Raw genomic sequence first — 16,372 nt, forward strand, 5'->3', positions numbered from 1 at the left:
GGGATCGCCTCGGCGGGGTCAGGCGTCGGCGACGGCCCTGATCGCGCGAATCGCCTCGGCGACTCCACCCGACCACGGGGTGCCGTGGCCCGGTAGGACCCACGTCGCCTGGACGTCTTCGAGGTGGCGCAGCGACGCCAGCGCCTGGTGGGGATCGTCGGTGAAGGGCGCGGGTTGCGGGCCCCGCTGGCCGGTCAGCACGTGCCGGGTGGTCATGGCGTCGCCGACGAAGATCGCGTCGGCCACGGGCACGTGGATGGCGATGCTGCCCGCCGAGTGCCCGGGAACTCCGATGATGCGGGGCGCGCCGGGCAGGTCGAGCACCTGGCCGTCGTGCACGGTGACGACCTCGGTGAGGTGGGTGGTGCGAAGTCCACCCCTGCGCATCGCGTACCAGAAGAAGCCGGCCGTCGCGCCGAGCTTCATCGTGCCCCACGAGACGTCGGCTTTGACCTCGCCCCGCGCGCGGGCGGCGTCCGCCTCGTGCACGTAGATCGGCACTCCGTGGTCGCGCCGGAGCCGTTCGGCGAACCCGAGGTGGTCGGTGTCGCCGTGGGTGAGGACGACGCCGCGGATGTCGTCCACCGAGCGGCCCAGGTCCGACAGCTCGGCCAGCAGCTCGCGCCAGTGTCCGGCCAGGCCCGCGTCGATGATCGTCACACCTTCGTCGGTGTCGACGAGGTAGACGGCCACGATGTCGTTGCCGATGCGGCGCAGGTGCGGGGCGAGCCTCATCGCCGCACCCCTGTCGGGATTGCTATCGTCAGCATGATAGCTACGATACGTAGCCATCATGGCTATGGTCAATAGCCATCGGACCGACCCACCCATCCGGAGGGAAGCGTCATGCCCACGCCCGATCGGACCTCCCTCGACGCCATCGTCCACGCGGGACGCGAGATCCTGGAGGCGGCGGGCATCGCCGGGCTGACCATGCAGGCCGTCGCCGACCGGGTCGGCGTGCGCGCGCCGTCGCTGTACAAGCGGGTGCGAAACCGTGACGACCTGGTGCGCCTCATCACCGACGCCACCGTCCGCGACCTCGGCGAACGGCTCGCGGCGATCGGTGCCGGCACCGATCCGCGCCGCGAGCTGGCCGAGCTGGCCCGTGCCTTTCGCGCGTTCGCGCACGCCCGACCGAGGGGTTACCAACTGATCTTCGCGCCGCGACCCGACCCCGCCGGGCCCAGCATGGAGGCTCTGACCCACGCCGTCGAACCCGTGCTGCGGGTGACCGCCAAACTCGCCGGCGACCACCACGCCCTGGACGCCGCCCGCACGCTCACCGCGTGGGCGAACGGATTCGTCAGCATGGAGATGGCCGGGGCCTTCAACCTGGGCGGCGATGTCGACCAGGCGTACGAGTTCGGGATCGCCCGCCTCGCCGACGCGCTGGCCCGATGAGCGCCGGCCGGCATTCTGGCACCGGCCGGCGCCGTGGTCGGGCGAGTGTCCGGTCAGACCTGGTTCGCGCCACCGTCGACGAAGATCTCGCCGCCGGTCATGAAGCTGCTCTGGTCGGAGGCGAGGAACAGCGCGGCGTTCGCGATCTCCTCGGGCTGGCCCATCCGGCCCAGCGGCACCGTGGCGGCGAGCACCTGCAGGAGCGCGGGCGCCTCCTGCGGGCTGGCGGCCAGCCCGGTGATGCCCGGAGTCTCGGTCGGGCCCGGGACCAGGGTGTTGACGCGGATCTGGCGACCGGCCAGCTCGGCGGCCCAGGTGCGACCGAACGATCGGATGGCGGCCTTGGAGGCGGCGTAGACGCCGAAGGCGGGACCGCCCTTCGTCGCCGCGGTCGAGCCGGTCAGGATGATCGACGCGCCGTCGTTGAGCACCGGCAGGGCTTTCTGGACGGTGAACATGGTGCCGCGCACGTTGCGGTCGAAGGCGTCCGCGTAGTGCTCCTCGGTGATGGCGCCCAGGGCGGCGAACTCCCCTCCGCCGGCATTGGCGAACAGCACGTCCAGTCCGTTGCCGCGGGCCGTGATCGCCTCGAAGACGCGGTCGAGGTCGTCGAGGCTGCTGACGTCGCTGCGGATCCCTGTGGCGTTCGGGCCGATGGCCGCGACGGCCTCGTCCAGCTGCCGCTGGCGGCGGCCGGTGACAAAGACGTGTGCGCCCTCGGCCGCGAAGCGGCGGGCCGCGGCCAGGCCGATGCCTGTGGTGCCGCCGGTGACCAGGGCGGTCTTGCCGTTGAGCTGAGCCATGAGTCGTACTCCTTGGGGTTGGTGTTTCAGAAGCGGAGGGCGTCGATGGGCCGATCGCTGCCGCCCGGGACCAGGTCGTCCTCGCCGAAGCCGAGGCGGGCCAGGTTGGCGCGGTAGGCGGGGAAACCGATGAACATCCCGATGCCGTCCCGGGCGGCCTCGCGGACCTCGGGCCGGGCTGCGCCGCGCAGCTCCATGCTCCAGATCCCGGCCGGGCCGAGCGCGCGCCTCACCGTGTCCATGGCGACTCCCTCCAGAGTTTCTGTACCGCTCGGTATGAAACGAAACCTAGCAGGGTCCACCGCCATTCCCCCAACTTCTGTACCGATCGGTTTCGCCGGGCGGTAGAGTCGGTGTGGTGAGGAGGTGCGGGAGATGACCCAGACCGGACGACCGCGTGGTTTCGACACCGACGAGGCACTGGATCGGGCGATGGAGGTGTTCTGGCGACACGGCTACGAGGGCGCCTCGCTGACCGAGCTCACCGGGGCCATGGGCATCAACAAGCCCAGCCTCTACGCGGCGTTCGGCAACAAGGAGGGCCTGTTCCGCACGGTGGTGGCCCGGTACGCGGACGTCGAGATGGCCTACGCCCGCGACGCGCTGGACCAGCCCACCGCGAGGGGCGTGGCGGCGGTGCTGCTGCGGGAGAACGCGGTGGCGCTGACCCGACCCGACCGTCCCGCCGGTTGTCTCTCGATTCAGGGCGGCACCGCCTGCGGCACCGACAACGCGGCGATCGCCGACTTCCTCGCGGCCAGCCGGCTTACTGGCGAAACAGCCCTGGCCGCTCGCTTCGCCCGCGCCGTCGAGGAGGGCGACCTCCCATCGGAGGTCGACCCCACCGCACTGGCCCGCTTCCTCAGCGTCGTCACCGAGGGGCAGGCCGTGCACGCGGCAGCCGGAGCCCGGCGAGACCAACTGGAACAGTCCGCCGAGATCGCCCTGCACGCCTTCACCGCCGCGGCGTACCCCGTCCGCTGACCACGGCGCGCCGAAAACTCGGGTGCGGACGATCCCGGCTCGCACCTAGGCTCCCGCACCATCGGCTGGCGCGGCGTCCGGCCGGACGGGAGACGGGCGAAGCGATGACGGCACACCTGTTCGCGATCACTTTCGACGCGCACCAGCCCCTGCGACTCGCGCAGTTCTGGTCGGGGCTCCTCGATCGGGAGGTGATCGACGATCCACACGACGGCGTACTTGTCCTGCCCACCAACGACACCGAGTTCCGGATCCGCTTCGCCCCATACGAGCAGCCGAAGGTCGTCCAGAACCGGATGCACTTCGACCTGACCAGCAGCTCGCTGGAGGACCAGCGGCAGAAGGTGGCCAGGGCACTGGAGCTCGGCGGACGGCACGCGGACATCGGCCAGGGCCCGGACATCGATCACGTGGTGCTCGCCGACCCCGAGGGCAACGAGTTCGACGTGATCCCGCCGGGCAACAACTTCCTTGCCGGCTGCGGGCCGGTCGGCGCTCTGGCCTGCGACGGATCGCAGCAGGTCGGCTACTTCTGGAGCGCGGCGCTGGGGTGGCCGCTGGTCTGGGACCAGGGCGAGGAGACCGCGATCCAGTCACCCAACGGTGGCACGAAGATCTCCTGGGGCGGTCCGCCGTACATGCCGAACGGGGGCAGGGAGCGGGTGCGTTTCGACATCACCCCGTCCGCCGACGTCGACCGACAGGTGGAGATCGACCGGCTGATCTCGCTCGGCGCGACGGTCATCGACCTGAGCGATGTCGGCGGCCGGGTGCTGTTGGCCGATCCGGACGGCGTCGAGTTCGCGGTGTTGACGCCCCGCTGACCCGGGCCGCCCGGGCTCGGACGGTGTGGGTCGGTCAGTCGAAGACCGAGACGCGGGTGCGGTGGTGGCGTGGGGTCTCGATCTCGTCGAGCACCGCGACCGCGAGATCGGCGTACGACAGGGTCGTCGATCCCGACGGGGGGACGCGATCCCCGCCGAGTCGGTAGCGGCCCAGCCGAGGGCCGGCCGCGTCCAGCATGGCCGGGGGAGTGAGCATGAGCCAGTCGACCGGGGTGTCCGCCGCGCGGAGCCGGTCCAGGCCGGCGGTGTGCGACAGGGCGAATGGACGCAGGTGACCGGGGAACGCCGCGGGGTCGTCCAGGATCAGACGGCCGTGCTCGTCGCGAAGGTTGGCGAAGAGTCCGATGAGGACGAGGCGGGGCACACCGGCCTCGGTCATGCCGTGCAGGAGCGCGTCGACGGCGTTGACGAAGAACCGGTCGTCGAGCTGGCCGAGGGCGGCCAGCGCCTCGGGTCCGGACGCGGGGCTGACCGCGCTGACCACGGCGTCGTGCCCGTGGGAGATCGTGTACGTCGAGTGCGGGTCCGTGACGTCGCCCCGGACCACCGCGACGCCGTCCGTGCTGATGTCGCTGATCGCGCCCGGATTCCGGACGACGGCGGTGACCCGATGTCCACGGGCGCGCGCCTCGGCGGTGATGGCCCGTCCCGCCCTGCCGCCGGCCCCGAAGATGGCGATGCTGCTCATGGATTCGTCCCCCGTCTGGCTGTCGCTGCGAACCACGGGAACGGTATCTACGAGATACTGGTTACTACAAGGAAACTGGGATGGATGGGGGCATACCATGACGGAACTGGATCCGGAGATGTTCGATCCGATGTGCCCCTCCGGTGCCCTGCCGTTCCAGATCGGTGACAAGTGGACCGGGATGGTCGTGCTCTGTCTGCAGGGCGGGCGGCGTCGCTTCACGGAGATCCGGGTGCCGCTTCGGGGCGTCACACCCAAGGTGCTCACGCAGACCCTGCGGGCGATGGAACGCGACGGGCTGGTGCTGCGCACCGCGTACCCGGAAAATCCGCCGCGCGTCGAGTACGAGCTCACCGAGCTGGGGCGCACGCTGTTGACCCTGATCGAGGCGGCGCGCACCTGGAGCAAGGAGCATCTCCCCGCCCTGCTCAGGGCCCGGGAGGAGTGGACACGATCGGCACCGGTCGGTCAGAGTGGTCGGCCGTGAGATACCTGCGTACCGGTGGTCCCGCCGCGATCCGCCGGCCCCGGCCCACCGACGCCGACGAGTTCGTCGCCGCCACCCGGCGCAGTCGGGACCTGCACCACCCGTGGTTGGTCGCGCCGGCCAGCCCGGAGGAGTACGACCGTTACCTGAGGCGGATCCGCCGCCGGGACAGTGCCGGTTACCTGATCTGTGACCGGGCCAGCGGCGAGATCGCCGGCTACGTGAACATCAGCGGGATCGTGCTGGGCGCGCTGCGCGGTGGATACCTGGGATACGCGGCGTTCCAGCCGTACAGCGGGACCGGGCACGCCTCGGCGGGCGTCGCGCTGGTGATCGACCACGCGTTCCACACGGTCGGCCTGCACCGGCTGGAGGCGAACATCCAACCGGGCAACGAACCGTCCCGCCGGGTGGCCCGCAAGCTCGGTTTCCGGTTGGAGGGCTTCTCCCCGGACTACCTGTTCGTCGACGGCGCCTGGCGCGACCACGAGCGCTGGGCGATCACCGCGCCGAGCGACTCCGGAGGGCCGCCGGGCGGCGGCGAGGCCACGTCGCAAGACTGACAATAAGCGCCTTCAAACCTCACGAAACGGCGCGAAGGTGATGACGCGGGCCAACGGATATGATCGGGCTCGATTACCCTCAGCGAGGTGATGGTCAGCCCCGGCAATGAGCCCTGGCCGGTCCGTGTCCGTGCGGAGCACGGCGAGGTGCTGGGCGCCGGGATGGCACTTGACGACCGCCACGTCCTGACCTGCGCCCACGTCGTCGGCGCGGGCGGCGAAACGGGTTTCCCCAGCGCCGAGCCGGCGTGGGCGGTCCTGGTCGACCTGATCGGCCAACCGGGCGGCCGGACGGTCCCGGCCCGCGTCGTGCCCGGCTGCTGGTGGCCGCCCACAAGCGACGGTCGGGACGACATCGCGCTGCTCGAGCTTGCCGAACCCGCGCCGCAGGGCCCGTTCGCGCCGTTGCGCCGCCTGCGGGGCACGTGGGACCGCCGCGTCGTCATGTACGGCTTTCCGGAAACCCTGGAGCACGGCGTCTACGTCGAGGCGCGGCTCACCGGGCGGTCCGGAGCGGGACGGGAACGCGTCCAGATGCTCTCGGCAACCACCGGTCCCCAGGTCAGCCCCGGCTTCAGCGGCTCGGCGGCGGTCGACGCGCAGACCGGGCACGTCGTCGGGATGGTGGTCAGCACATACCGCGACGGTGGCCGCAACCCGGCCGTGGCCGGCGCCACCGACCCGGGCAGCGGCCTGTCCTGGATGATCCCGGTCGAGACGATCCTGGGCCGCCTTCCGCGGCTGCGCGCCCAGGTGCCCGGCGAATCCTCGGTCGACCCACGCTTCCGGTCCACCGAGGACACCCCGGCGAACCCGCGGGTCCTGCGCCAGCTCGCCGACTTCTTCGGTCGCCTCGCGTCCGACAACGTGCTCGTCATCGTCATCGACCACCACGAGTCCGACGTCGCGGCGGCGGTGCGGCAGGCCGCCGTGCTCTCCAGTCGGGAGCTGCGGCCGTCGATCGACCCGGACGAGTTCCCGGACGCCCCGCCGATCGGCAGCATCGACCTCGCGGTGGACGCGACGGACCGGAGCACGAAGGACGTGTCCCGGCGGATCGCCGACTGGGCCGGCGAGGCCGACGCCGCGAGCACGGCGCCCGGTGACGACCGGGCCGCCGAGACGACGCCGCGCTCCATCATCATCAACAACATCGACGAGGCCGCCGAGCCCGAGACGTTGCTGTCCGAGGTGGTGCTTCCGCTTGTCGACCAGGCGTCCACCCGGGACCTGCGGATGCTGCTGACCTTCCGCGGTGAGTCGATCCCGCTGCGCACCACGCTGTTGGCGAGCCGCGTCGCAAGCCTCCACGCCGTCGAGGAGGCTGCCCGCCGGGCGTACCGCAGAGCAGCAGCCCTGGTCGCCGACGTGCCGCGGCTCCAACCCAGGGCCACCGAGCTGCGCATCCAGCTGACCAAGCTGCGGGCCGCCACCGCCACCACCACCGACACCCTGGCCGCCCTGCTCGCCTCGACCGAGCAGGCCACCGACCGGGCGCTCGGCGCGGCCGAGTCGCTCCGCCGCGAGATCGTGGCCCGGGAGGATCTCTGGTCCGAGCTGCACGGTCGGCTGGGCGCCTATCGCGCGAAGGCCGTGCAGCACCGGCTCGCCGAGGATCGCGCGCTCGGCACGTCGTACCGCCGCGCGCACGACCTGCTGCTGACCGCGCCGTGCGATCTGGTGGTCGCCGAGGCGGCGGTACGCCAGTACACCGAGGCGGTCTCGCACCGAGCCGACGAGCGACGTGGAGGGGACGGGTCGTGACCACACCGTGCGACTGGCCGGGCTGCGCCGGCACCGTCGACGAGACCGGGTTCTGTGACGTCTGCGGCCTGGCGCCACGTGGCACCGACAGCCCCAAGCCGGCCGCGACTCCGTCCCGGTCGACCGCTCGGGACATCTGGACGGTGGCCAGCCTCGTCTCCCTTCCGGTGCTGACCTTCTCGCCCGACGGCACCGGCACCCAACCGTTGCGGGTGCCCGACGAGTTCCGCTTCTGCCCCAAAAACAAAGACCACCCGGTCGGTCGGAGCCGCGGCGGTCGGCCGGGTCGGGACAGAGGCTTCTGCCCCTACTGCCCGACTCCGACGCCGTTCAGCTTCCTCCCCGGCCTGCGCGCCGACGATATCGTCGCCGACCGCTACCAGGTGGTCCGCTGTGTGGCCCGGGGCGGGCAGGGGTGGGTCTACCTCGCCCACGACACCCACAACGACCACGTCGACGTCGCGCTCAAGGGCGTGCTGCACGCCGCCGACGAGGCCTCCCTGAAGGCGGCCGTCGACGAGCAACGGTTCCTCAACGCGCTGGACCACCCCAACATCGTCCGGAGCACCGACTTCGCCACCCACCACGACCCGGTCGCCGGCCCCACCGGCTACATCGTGATGGACTACCTCGACGGCATGTCGCTGCGCAGGTTGCAGGTCGCCGCGAAGGACCCCCGACAACCGGATGTCTCGCTGCCGATCGACCACATCCTCGCCTACGGTCACGAGATTCTCGCCGCACTCGACTACCTGCACCGGCGAGGGATGCTCTACACCGACATGAAGCCCGACAACGTGATGCGCACCGCCGACCGCATCAAGGTGATCGACCTGGGCGGGGTCCGCAAGGCCGGCAGCGGGATCGAGGGGCTCGTCCACTCCGTCGACTTCTCGGTCAGCAGGACCGAGTTCCAGACCCGGGGGCCGACCGAGCGCTCCGACCTGTTCGCCGTCGGTCGCACGCTGGAGGAGTTGTACCGGTCCCGCACGCCCGGCCCGGACACTCCGGGCGCGTCCCCGGATGCCCTCGGCATCGAGTCGTTCAACCGGCTCGTCGCCCGCGCGGTCCGCCCGGACTGGGACCGCAGGTTCGCCTCCGCCGCCGAGATGTCCGAGCAACTCCTCGGGGTGCTGCGGGAGATCCTGGCGGGCCAGCCGGACCGGCGTCAACCCGAGCCGATCTCACTCTTCCAACCCTCCGCGCAACTGCTGGACGCGGGCCTGGGGCTGGCCCTGCCCCTGCGTACCTGGATCGGCGCGGGCGACGGCACGCACCTGGACGACGGCCGGCCCGCCGCCGTCGACGTCGCCCTCGGTCTGGCGGTGCCCCGACCCGACCCGGACGACCCGGCCGTCGACGTGCTCCGCACAGTCGACGCCTCGGACGCCCAGGCACTGCTGGGTGAGCTGTCGATGGTCGAGCAGACGTCGGTGGAGATCGAGCTGAGCAGGTGCCGGGCACACCTCGCGCTGGCCGACCCCGACGCGGCCGCCGCGAGGCTGGCCAGCGCCGAGACGTTGACCGGCGCCCGAGCCGACGTCGACTGGCGGATCGCCTGGCACCGTGGGCTGCTCGCGCTCGCCGCCGACCGGGTCGACGAGGCGGGGCAGCAGTTCGACGCGGTCTACAGCGACATCCCGGGAGAGGTCGCGCCGAAGCTCGCCCTCGGCTTCTGCGCCGAGCGAGCCGGCGACCACGCGAGGGCGGCTCGCTACTACGCGGCGGTCTGGCTGCGCGACCCCTTCCAGGCCAGTGCCGCGTTCGGGTTGGCGCGGCTCCGTCTGGCCGCGACCGACCGGACCGGGGCGGTCGCCGTCCTCGACGAGGTGCCGGAGCTCTCCCGGCACCACGACGCCGCGCGGGTCGCCGCCGTGCGGGTGCTGTCGTCCCGGTTGCCCGGCGGTCCACCCACCGCCGGTGAGCTCAACCTGGCCGTCGACCGGCTGGCCGCTCTGCACATCGACGGCGAGTCGCGGGACCGGCTGACCACGGCGATCCGGGAGATGGCGCTCGACCTGACCCGTGCCGGCGACGCCACCGACCTGACCGACGGCCCGGTGCTGGGCACGCCGCCGACCGAACGCGCCGTCCGCGCGTTGCTGGAGAAGTCCTACCGGTCGTTGGGCCAGCAGGCCCAACACGCCGATCTGCCCGAACCGGTGGCGGGGCGCTCGGGCCGCTTCCGGCGGCCCGGTCGCACCGGCGACACCGCCCGCCGTGCGGCCCACGACCTGCTCGTCGACCGGGCGAACGCCGTCCGACCCCGCACCCGATGGTGACCGACCCGACCCGGAACGGAGCGTGAACGGGTGGATACCGCGATGCAGTTCGACCTGGAAGTCAACCAGAACAAATATCTGCCGGTGGGCGGCCGGGAGATGCACGCGGTCCTTTCGGTGGCCGGACAGGAGGCGGCGGCCGGGGACGACGCGCCCGCCCGAACGGATCCGTCCCGGCTGGTCGAGGTGCTGGTGATCGACTGTTCCGGATCGATGGCCGACCCACCGACCAAGATGGCCGCCGCGCAGCAGGCCGCCGCCGCGGCCGTAGACGTCCTGCCGGACGGCGTCCGGTTCGCGGTGATCCAGGGGACCCACGAAGCCACTGTCGTCTACCCGGTGACGGGGACGCTCGCGACCGCCTCGCCGGCCACCCGGAAGGAGGCAGGCGTCGCGGTCGCCCGCCTCGGCGCCAGCGGCGGGACGGCGATGGGCAGTTGGCTCGCGGCCGCCCTGGACCTGCTGCCGTCCTCCGCCTCGACGATCAACCACGTGCTGCTGCTCACCGACGGCATCAACGAGCACGAGACCGAGGAGGAGCTGACGCGCGTCCTGCGCGGCTGCGCCGGTCGGTTCGTCTGCGACCCGCGCGGTATCGGAGAGGGTTGGCACCCCGCGGACCTGCTCCGGATCGCCGCCGCGCTGCACGGCACCGCCGAGGCGGTACGGCGGCCCGGCGACCTGGCCGCCAGCTTCCGGGAGTCCGTTCTCGCCGCGCTGACCAAGCTGCTGCCGGACGTCCGGATCCGGTTGCGGACCATGCCGTACGCGGAGCTGGTCTTCTTCAAACAGAGCAGCCCCACCATCCAGGACCTCACCGGGTACGCCGACCGGGTCGACGAGCGCACGTGGGAGTTCGCCACCGGCTCGTGGGGTGCGGAGCACCGGGACTTTCACCTCTGCCTGCGGTTGGAGGCGCCCGACGACATCCGGGAGCAGGACCGGTTGGCCGCCCGGGTCGACCTGGTGGTCGACGGGGACCTGCGGGCCGCCGCCGCGACAGTCCTCGTGAACTGGACTGTCGACATGGCCAAGTCGGCCCGAATCGACCTCAGCGTCTCCCAGTTGACCGGGCAGGAGGACGTGCGGCAGGCCATCAACGCCGGCTGCGACGCGTACGACCGGGGTGACCGGGTCGAGGCACACGCGCAGTGGGCCCAGGCGGTGGCGCTGGCATCCAAGGCACGGGACGAGGCAGCCCTGGAGCAACTGCGGCATCTGGTGGACATCGAGCCCGGCGGCCTCGTCCGGCTCAAGGAAGATCTGAGCCAGACCGACATCAAGGTCAGCATCGTCGGCTCGGTGCGCAACCCCACGCACCCACCGGCGCCACGGGGACCGGCGGTCGCGGAGAAGATCTGCGGCGCGTGTCTGGAGAGGTCGCCGGCGGGCTCGGAGACCTGCGAGAACTGTGGCACCCCGTTCACCGACAATCCGTTGGCGGAGGTGCCGGCATGACGGCGGACGCGCGTAGGCCGCCGTGGGTCAGCACCACCCGGCAGACCCTGGTTCGCCTGCGCGGGTGGCTGCTCGGGGTCACTGCCGTCACCCTGGCGACCAGCCTGGCGGTCTTCCTCGGTGTCGCCGGCAACGCCGACATCGCCGCGGAGCGCTCGGTGCCGGCGATCCTCGCCAGTTACGACGCCCAGGACGCGCTGCGCAACGCGCACCTCGCGGCGGTGGACAATCTCGGCAGGGGCGGTGTCGTCCTCGGCGGGCCCGGGGTGGAATACCAACGTCAGATCGCCGCCGCCGGCCAGTTCCTCACCCTGGTGGCGGAGAACAACGCGGCCGGCGACGGCGGCACCCGGGACATCCAGACGATCGAGGCGCTGCTGGTCACGTACACCGGGCTGATCGGCCAGGCCGACGCGCGCTTTCGCGATGCCGATCTGGGGGCTCTCGGGGTGGCCGCGCTCCGCGACGCGTCGAGTCTGTTGAACGACATTCTGGTCCGGCTTCAGAGTCTGCGGGGCAAGCAACTGCTTGCCCTGGACGACCAGGCGGACAACCTGTGGACCCACGAACTGACAATTGTGGTCTGGTTGCTGCCGCTGGTCGCGCTCGGCGTGTTGTTGGTACGGGCACAGGCATATCTGACCCGCCGGTTCCGCCGGGCAGTGAACGTCCCCCTGCTGCTGGCTACGGCCGCGGTGGTGGGGATGATGGCCCTCGCCGGGCTGAGCCTCCTGTCGGCGGACAAGCTGGACGAGACTCGAGCGGGCGTCCAGGTTGTTGACGGCAGCAGGGAACACCAGCTCGTGGAGGTCGGCTCCCGTGCGGCTTATGGCCTCGCCGATCAGGTGGAGAAGCAGTGTGGCAAAAAGGCCTGCGTCGACACCACAGCGGCGCTGCGCAGCCCGTTCCCGTCCCCGCCTCCGACGCCGGGGGCCGTGGCCGCCAGCACGGACGACGCCGAGGTCGCGGCCAATGACGCCCTCACGAACGATGCCGACGCCGCGGCCAACAGCCGCCGCGGTGAGATCCTGCTGCCCGTGCTCGCGCTCGTCATCGCGGGGCTGGTCCTCCTGGGCTTCCAACCCCGCCTGGCGGAATATGGAAGGCGGTGACCCATGAAGCACAGGGGACGGGTGGCTCGGACGGCACTGGCGATGGTCACGGTGCTGCTCGCCGGTGTCGCGCTGAACGGGTGCTCTGCCGAGCCGGCAGGGGAGCTGGTTGTCTTCGGCTCGTGGACCGACGACGAGGCGGATGCGTTCGAGATGGTGCTGGAGGACTTCGAGAAGCGGTCCGGTGTTCTCACCAGTTACCAGGGGCACCGGGACGTCAGCCAGGTGCTCCAGGTGGCGATCGACCGCGACCGCCCGCCCGACGTCGCGGTCCTGCCCCGCGTCAACGACCTGCAACGGTACGTCAATGCCGGCCAGTTGGCGCCGCTGACGGGCGCCGTCACGACCGATCCGGGCGCCGCTCCGCAGTTGATCAAGCTTGCCCCCAGGACCGGGCAGGGCGGCGGCGAGCTCGCCTACGCGGTCGCGATCACCACGGCCCTGAAGAGCGTGGTCTGGTACGACCCGAGCGAGCTGACGGATGTGGCGAACGCTCCGCCGAGGACGTGGGACGAGCTGGTCGAGTTGACCAAGCGCAAGATCGGCGGAGAGCAGGTGCGTTGGTGCCTCGCCATGAGTTCCCAGCCGGTTTCCGGCTGGCCGGGCACCGACTGGATCGAGGACATCCTGTTGCACCAGTCCGGCCAGACCGTCTACGAACAGTGGACTCGCGGTGACCTCGCCTGGAATTCCCCGCAGGTCAAGGCCGCCTGGGAAGCGTGGGGGGCACTGCTGGGGGTCTCTTCGAAGGAGACGTCCCGAGCCAGTCTCTACACCACCTACGAAACCGCGGCGAGAGGGCTGCTTTCGCCGAAGGTGGCGGAGCCGTCCGCGTCCCCAACCGCGGAGCCCGCCGCACGGCGGTGTCACCTGGACCACCAGGGTTCCTTCGCGATCCGCACCTACCGGCCGGAGCCATCCGCGAGCGCGGCGGCCACCGATTCGGCCGCCCCACCATTGGCCTTCTTTCCGACACCGCAGTTCGGAACGACGGACACCACGTCACTTCGGGAGGTCTCCGACGATGTCGCGGTCATGTTCCGCCCCAGCACCAGGGACACCACTGACGACGAGGCCACCGACCGCGCCAACAAACTGATGACGTACCTCGCCTCCGCCGAAGCGCAGGCGGTCTGGCGCGAGCACACAAATGACGTGGCGTTCAGCCGACGTGGCGAAGCGCCCGAATACCCGGACCAGGTCCTGGCGGCGGTCGGGCAGCGGCTGCGCACCGGCACCCTGTGCTGGGACGGGTCGGACCTGATGCCGGCGGCGATGGCCACGGCCTTCGAGCGGGCGGTCCTGGTCTACCTCGAAGCGCCGGAACGCCTGACCAGTCTGCTGGCCGAACTCGAGGCATTCCGGCTGCCGTCCAGTCCCGAGTGGATGGATCTCACCTGCGTGCCGACCAGACAAGAAGGAAAGTGAACGATGACGGAACTGCGTAGGTTCGACCTCGACGGTGGCGGCTCGGTGGTGGTCGAGGTCGACGGTCGGGCCGGCGTGACCCCGGCCGGCAATGCCGGCAAGGTGGTGCGTGAGGCGCGGGCGACGTTCGACCGGGCGCTCTCGGAGGTCCGCGACGCCGCCTCCGCCGCGCTCGGCCAGTTCGAGTCGATGGCCCACCGTCCCGACGAAATCGAGATCACCTTCGGGGTGCAGTTGACCGCCGAGGCCGGCGCGGTGATCGCCCGGACCGGCGTTCAGGGCCAGCTCACGGTGACGGTGCGCTGGCAGCGGCCGCCGACCCCGTAGGCCGGTCGGGAAGTTTCACCCGGTCCGGGTGATGACGCTCAGTTCCCCCCTTCCTACCGTGGAGGTCATGGCTGCCGCTCGCGCGACCCCTGCCAACCCCTTCCCCGGCCCGGCCCTCGCGGATGCGGACAGCGCCGACCAGCGGGCCATCCCGCCCGAGCTGGGCACCGACTCTTTCGCGGTGCTCAGCGGGCCCACGTTCCTGTATTCCAACGGGTGCGGGAACGTGCCGACGGGCAGTATCGGGGGACTCGTCCACCTGGACACTCGCCTGATCAGTGGTTGGTGCCTGACCGTCAACGGCGGCGAACTGCTGGTGCTGCGCGCCGAGACGATCGACCACTACTCCGCGCAGTACGTGCTCACCAACTCGGAGTTGCCCGGGCTGCCGCCGAACTCGCTGGGCGTGCGGCGGCTGCGCTACGTCGGCGACGGATTTCACGAGCGGGTGGAACTGGTCTCCTTCCGGCTGGAGCCGGTGCGGGTGGACCTGCGGCTCGCCGTCGCCGCCGACTTCGCCGACCTGTTCGAGGTCAAGTCGAGGGTCCGGGACCGCTCCGGCGAGATCACCCGTCGCCACGCCGCCGACGGTTCCGAGCTGTGCTTCTCCTATCAGCGCGGCGACTTTTCGGCGCAGACCCGGGTGTGTTGCGTGAAGCCGGCCGACCGGATCGAGGGCGACGACCTGGTCTGGGAGGTGGAGCTGGGCCCCAGCGAGGAGTGGCAGGTCGACCTGCACGTGCCCCTGCCGCCCGGGATGGGTGTGGTCGAGCCGGTCCGGGGCGACATCGCCGACGTCATCCACGGCCGGGCCGACGACCCGCTGCGCCGGTGGCTTGACGACCGGGCGGTGCTGCGCAGCGACAGCGCGGCGTTGGAGCACACCGTGCGGCAGTCCCGCAACGACCTCTCCGCACTGCGGCTCGACCTGGAGGTCAAGGGCCAGCGGATCATGTTGCCCGGGGCAGGGCTGCCGTGGTTCCTCACCGTCTTCGGCCGGGACACGCTGATCACCGCCTATCAGACGCTTGTCGCCGGGCCCGCGTTGGCGAAGGGCACGTTGCTCGCCCTGGCCCGGCTCCAGGGTGAGACGTGCGACGACTTCACCGACGAGGAGCCCGGCAAGATCCTGCACGAGGTGCGCAGCGGCGAGTTGACCCGCAGTGGCGAGAAACCGTTCGGGCCGTACTACGGCAGCGCCGACGCCACCCAACTCTGGCTGATCCTGCTCTCCGAGTACTGGCGTTGGACCGGTGACGACGAGACCGTCCGGCACCTGCGGGACAACGCGCTGGCCGCGTTGCGCTGGATCGACGAGTACGGCGACCGGGACGGCGACGGCTACGTCGAGTACGCCACCCGCTCGCCGGAAGGGCTGGGCAACCAGTGCTGGCGGGACTCCCCGGACGGCGTCTGCTTCGCCGACGGCCGGATCCCCGTGCTGCCGCTTGCCACCTGCGACCTGCAGGGCTACACCTACGACGCCAAACTGCGGCTGGCCGAGTTGTGCGACGGGCCGCTGGACAATCCCACGTTGGCGCGCCGGCTGCGCGACGAGGCCAACACTCTGCACGAGCGGTTCAACCACGACTTCTGGATCGAGGAACGTGGCGGCTACTACGCGGTCGCCCTGGACGGCGACAAGAACCGCGTCGATTCCAAGACCTCCGCCATGGGTCACCTGCTGTGGAGCGGAATCGTGCCGCCGGAGCGGGCCGACGCGGTGGTGCGACAACTTCTGTCGCCGGACATGTTCTCCGGTTGGGGCATCCGCACGCTGTCCCGGGAGGAAGGGCTCTACAACGCCCTCGGCTACCACCTGGGCACGGTCTGGCCGCACGACAACTCCCTCGCCGCGCTCGGCCTGGCCCGGTACGGCTTCCGAGCCGAGTCGAACCGCATCAGTCTGGCGATGATCGAGGCGGCCGAGCAGTTCGGTTACCGACTGCCGGAGGCGCTCAGCGGTTTCGATCGCGAGCGGCTGCTCTTCGCCGTGCCGTTCCCGACCGCGTGCAGCCCCCAGGCGTGGGCGGCCGGCACGCCGCTGGCCCTGATCCGCGCCATGCTCGGCATCAACCCGGTCAACGGCCGGTTGGTCCTCGACCCGGATGTCCCGGAGGAACTGGGCCGGATCACCGCCGAGCGGGTGCGGGCGTTCGGCCAACAGTGGGAGTTGGAGGCGATCGGTCGCAGCGGCCACGTCCGGCTCCAGCCGAGCTGAGCGCGG

At 71.2% G+C, this 16,372-nt stretch carries 16 protein-coding genes; 12 read left to right on the plus strand and 4 right to left on the minus strand.

What is annotated here, in order from left to right; all coding sequences use genetic code 11:
* Positions 1-18: 18 nt before the first annotated feature.
* Positions 19-735 carry an MBL fold metallo-hydrolase gene (locus ACLQ29_RS20980; protein ID WP_425773190.1) on the minus strand — a complete coding sequence of 239 codons (717 nt, stop codon included), beginning with the start codon at positions 733-735 and terminating at the stop codon, positions 19-21.
* A 111-nt stretch (positions 736-846) separates the two neighbouring features.
* Here ACLQ29_RS20980 and ACLQ29_RS20985 point away from each other — a divergent pair, with 111 nt between their 5' ends.
* Complete coding sequence (locus ACLQ29_RS20985; protein WP_425773191.1) at positions 847-1,404, plus strand: TetR/AcrR family transcriptional regulator; 558 nt, start codon at positions 847-849, stop codon at positions 1,402-1,404.
* A gap of 53 nt (positions 1,405-1,457) precedes the next feature.
* On the opposite strand, the gene ACLQ29_RS20990 is transcribed toward ACLQ29_RS20985, so the two are convergent.
* Together ACLQ29_RS20990 and ACLQ29_RS20995 are read right to left on the minus strand one after the other, a co-directional pair.
* The gene (locus tag ACLQ29_RS20990) at positions 1,458-2,207 is read right to left on the minus strand and encodes an SDR family oxidoreductase (protein ID WP_425773192.1); all 750 of its coding nucleotides are present in this window, start codon (positions 2,205-2,207) and stop codon (positions 1,458-1,460) included.
* Between the two features lie 26 nt (positions 2,208-2,233).
* Entirely contained in the window at positions 2,234-2,449 is a 216-nt protein-coding gene (locus ACLQ29_RS20995; protein ID WP_425773193.1) for a hypothetical protein, read from the minus strand.
* A gap of 133 nt (positions 2,450-2,582) precedes the next feature.
* On the opposite strand from ACLQ29_RS20995, the gene ACLQ29_RS21000 reads away from it, so the two are divergent.
* Both ACLQ29_RS21000 and ACLQ29_RS21005 read left to right on the plus strand, forming a co-directional pair.
* Entirely contained in the window at positions 2,583-3,191 is a 609-nt protein-coding gene (locus ACLQ29_RS21000) for a TetR/AcrR family transcriptional regulator (RefSeq protein WP_425773194.1), read from the plus strand.
* Between the two features lie 104 nt (positions 3,192-3,295).
* Positions 3,296-4,015: a VOC family protein gene (locus tag ACLQ29_RS21005; protein WP_425773195.1), complete on the plus strand. Its 720-nt coding sequence runs from the start codon at positions 3,296-3,298 to the stop codon at positions 4,013-4,015.
* A 34-nt stretch (positions 4,016-4,049) separates the two neighbouring features.
* Here the strand turns inward: ACLQ29_RS21005 and ACLQ29_RS21010 are convergent, their stop codons facing one another.
* The gene (locus tag ACLQ29_RS21010) at positions 4,050-4,724 is read right to left on the minus strand and encodes an NAD(P)-dependent oxidoreductase (protein ID WP_425773196.1); all 675 of its coding nucleotides are present in this window, start codon (positions 4,722-4,724) and stop codon (positions 4,050-4,052) included.
* A gap of 97 nt (positions 4,725-4,821) precedes the next feature.
* On the opposite strand from ACLQ29_RS21010, the gene ACLQ29_RS21015 reads away from it, so the two are divergent.
* The 9 genes from ACLQ29_RS21015 to ACLQ29_RS21055 all read left to right on the plus strand — a co-directional run bounded on the left by ACLQ29_RS21015 (position 4,822) and on the right by ACLQ29_RS21055 (position 16,366).
* Positions 4,822-5,211, plus strand: coding sequence for a winged helix-turn-helix transcriptional regulator (locus ACLQ29_RS21015; protein WP_425773197.1), 390 nt, complete (start codon positions 4,822-4,824; stop codon positions 5,209-5,211).
* Positions 5,208-5,774: a GNAT family N-acetyltransferase gene (locus ACLQ29_RS21020; RefSeq protein WP_425773198.1), complete on the plus strand. Its 567-nt coding sequence runs from the start codon at positions 5,208-5,210 to the stop codon at positions 5,772-5,774. Before ACLQ29_RS21015 ends, ACLQ29_RS21020 begins: the two co-directional genes overlap by 4 nt.
* A gap of 90 nt (positions 5,775-5,864) precedes the next feature.
* Entirely contained in the window at positions 5,865-7,538 is a 1,674-nt protein-coding gene (locus tag ACLQ29_RS21025; protein ID WP_425773339.1) for a S1 family peptidase, read from the plus strand.
* Positions 7,535-9,820 carry a tetratricopeptide repeat protein gene (locus tag ACLQ29_RS21030; protein WP_425773199.1) on the plus strand — a complete coding sequence of 762 codons (2,286 nt, stop codon included), beginning with the start codon at positions 7,535-7,537 and terminating at the stop codon, positions 9,818-9,820. Before ACLQ29_RS21025 ends, ACLQ29_RS21030 begins: the two co-directional genes overlap by 4 nt.
* Positions 9,821-9,850: 30 nt before the next feature.
* On the plus strand, positions 9,851-11,278 hold the full coding sequence (locus ACLQ29_RS21035) for a VWA domain-containing protein (protein ID WP_425773200.1): 1,428 nt from the start codon (positions 9,851-9,853) through the stop codon (positions 11,276-11,278).
* Positions 11,275-12,390 (plus strand): hypothetical protein, encoded by a 1,116-nt coding sequence (locus tag ACLQ29_RS21040; protein ID WP_425773201.1) that lies wholly within the window; start codon positions 11,275-11,277, stop codon positions 12,388-12,390. Before ACLQ29_RS21035 ends, ACLQ29_RS21040 begins: the two co-directional genes overlap by 4 nt.
* A 3-nt stretch (positions 12,391-12,393) precedes the next feature.
* Positions 12,394-13,818: an ABC transporter substrate-binding protein gene (locus ACLQ29_RS21045; RefSeq protein ID WP_425773202.1), complete on the plus strand. Its 1,425-nt coding sequence runs from the start codon at positions 12,394-12,396 to the stop codon at positions 13,816-13,818.
* A 3-nt stretch (positions 13,819-13,821) separates the two neighbouring features.
* Positions 13,822-14,145 carry a CU044_2847 family protein gene (locus tag ACLQ29_RS21050; protein WP_425773203.1) on the plus strand — a complete coding sequence of 108 codons (324 nt, stop codon included), beginning with the start codon at positions 13,822-13,824 and terminating at the stop codon, positions 14,143-14,145.
* A 67-nt stretch (positions 14,146-14,212) separates the two neighbouring features.
* On the plus strand, positions 14,213-16,366 hold the full coding sequence (locus ACLQ29_RS21055) for a glycogen debranching N-terminal domain-containing protein (protein WP_425773204.1): 2,154 nt from the start codon (positions 14,213-14,215) through the stop codon (positions 16,364-16,366).
* The last annotated feature ends 6 nt before the right edge of the window (positions 16,367-16,372 follow it).

The organism is Micromonospora sp. DT228, from assembly GCF_049841595.1.
Classification (GTDB): Bacteria; Actinomycetota; Actinomycetes; order Mycobacteriales; family Micromonosporaceae; genus Micromonospora.

What these genes read in the sequence shown, in the direction of transcription:
- ACLQ29_RS20980 (WP_425773190.1), bottom strand. Translation starts at nt 735, where the DNA reads ATGAGGCTCGCCCCGCACCTGCGCCGCATCGGCAACGACATCGTGGCC.
- ACLQ29_RS21000 (WP_425773194.1), top strand. Translation starts at nt 2,583, where the DNA reads ATGACCCAGACCGGACGACCGCGTGGTTTCGACACCGACGAGGCACTG.
- ACLQ29_RS21055 (WP_425773204.1), top strand. Translation starts at nt 14,213, where the DNA reads ATGGCTGCCGCTCGCGCGACCCCTGCCAACCCCTTCCCCGGCCCGGCC.
- ACLQ29_RS20990 (WP_425773192.1), bottom strand. Translation starts at nt 2,207, where the DNA reads ATGGCTCAGCTCAACGGCAAGACCGCCCTGGTCACCGGCGGCACCACA.
- ACLQ29_RS21045 (WP_425773202.1), top strand. Translation starts at nt 12,394, where the DNA reads ATGAAGCACAGGGGACGGGTGGCTCGGACGGCACTGGCGATGGTCACG.
- ACLQ29_RS21015 (WP_425773197.1), top strand. Translation starts at nt 4,822, where the DNA reads ATGACGGAACTGGATCCGGAGATGTTCGATCCGATGTGCCCCTCCGGT.
- ACLQ29_RS20985 (WP_425773191.1), top strand. Translation starts at nt 847, where the DNA reads ATGCCCACGCCCGATCGGACCTCCCTCGACGCCATCGTCCACGCGGGA.
- ACLQ29_RS21050 (WP_425773203.1), top strand. Translation starts at nt 13,822, where the DNA reads ATGACGGAACTGCGTAGGTTCGACCTCGACGGTGGCGGCTCGGTGGTG.
- ACLQ29_RS21005 (WP_425773195.1), top strand. Translation starts at nt 3,296, where the DNA reads ATGACGGCACACCTGTTCGCGATCACTTTCGACGCGCACCAGCCCCTG.
- ACLQ29_RS20995 (WP_425773193.1), bottom strand. Translation starts at nt 2,449, where the DNA reads ATGGACACGGTGAGGCGCGCGCTCGGCCCGGCCGGGATCTGGAGCATG.
- ACLQ29_RS21040 (WP_425773201.1), top strand. Translation starts at nt 11,275, where the DNA reads ATGACGGCGGACGCGCGTAGGCCGCCGTGGGTCAGCACCACCCGGCAG.
- ACLQ29_RS21025 (WP_425773339.1), top strand. Translation starts at nt 5,865, where the DNA reads ATGGTCAGCCCCGGCAATGAGCCCTGGCCGGTCCGTGTCCGTGCGGAG.
- ACLQ29_RS21010 (WP_425773196.1), bottom strand. Translation starts at nt 4,724, where the DNA reads ATGAGCAGCATCGCCATCTTCGGGGCCGGCGGCAGGGCGGGACGGGCC.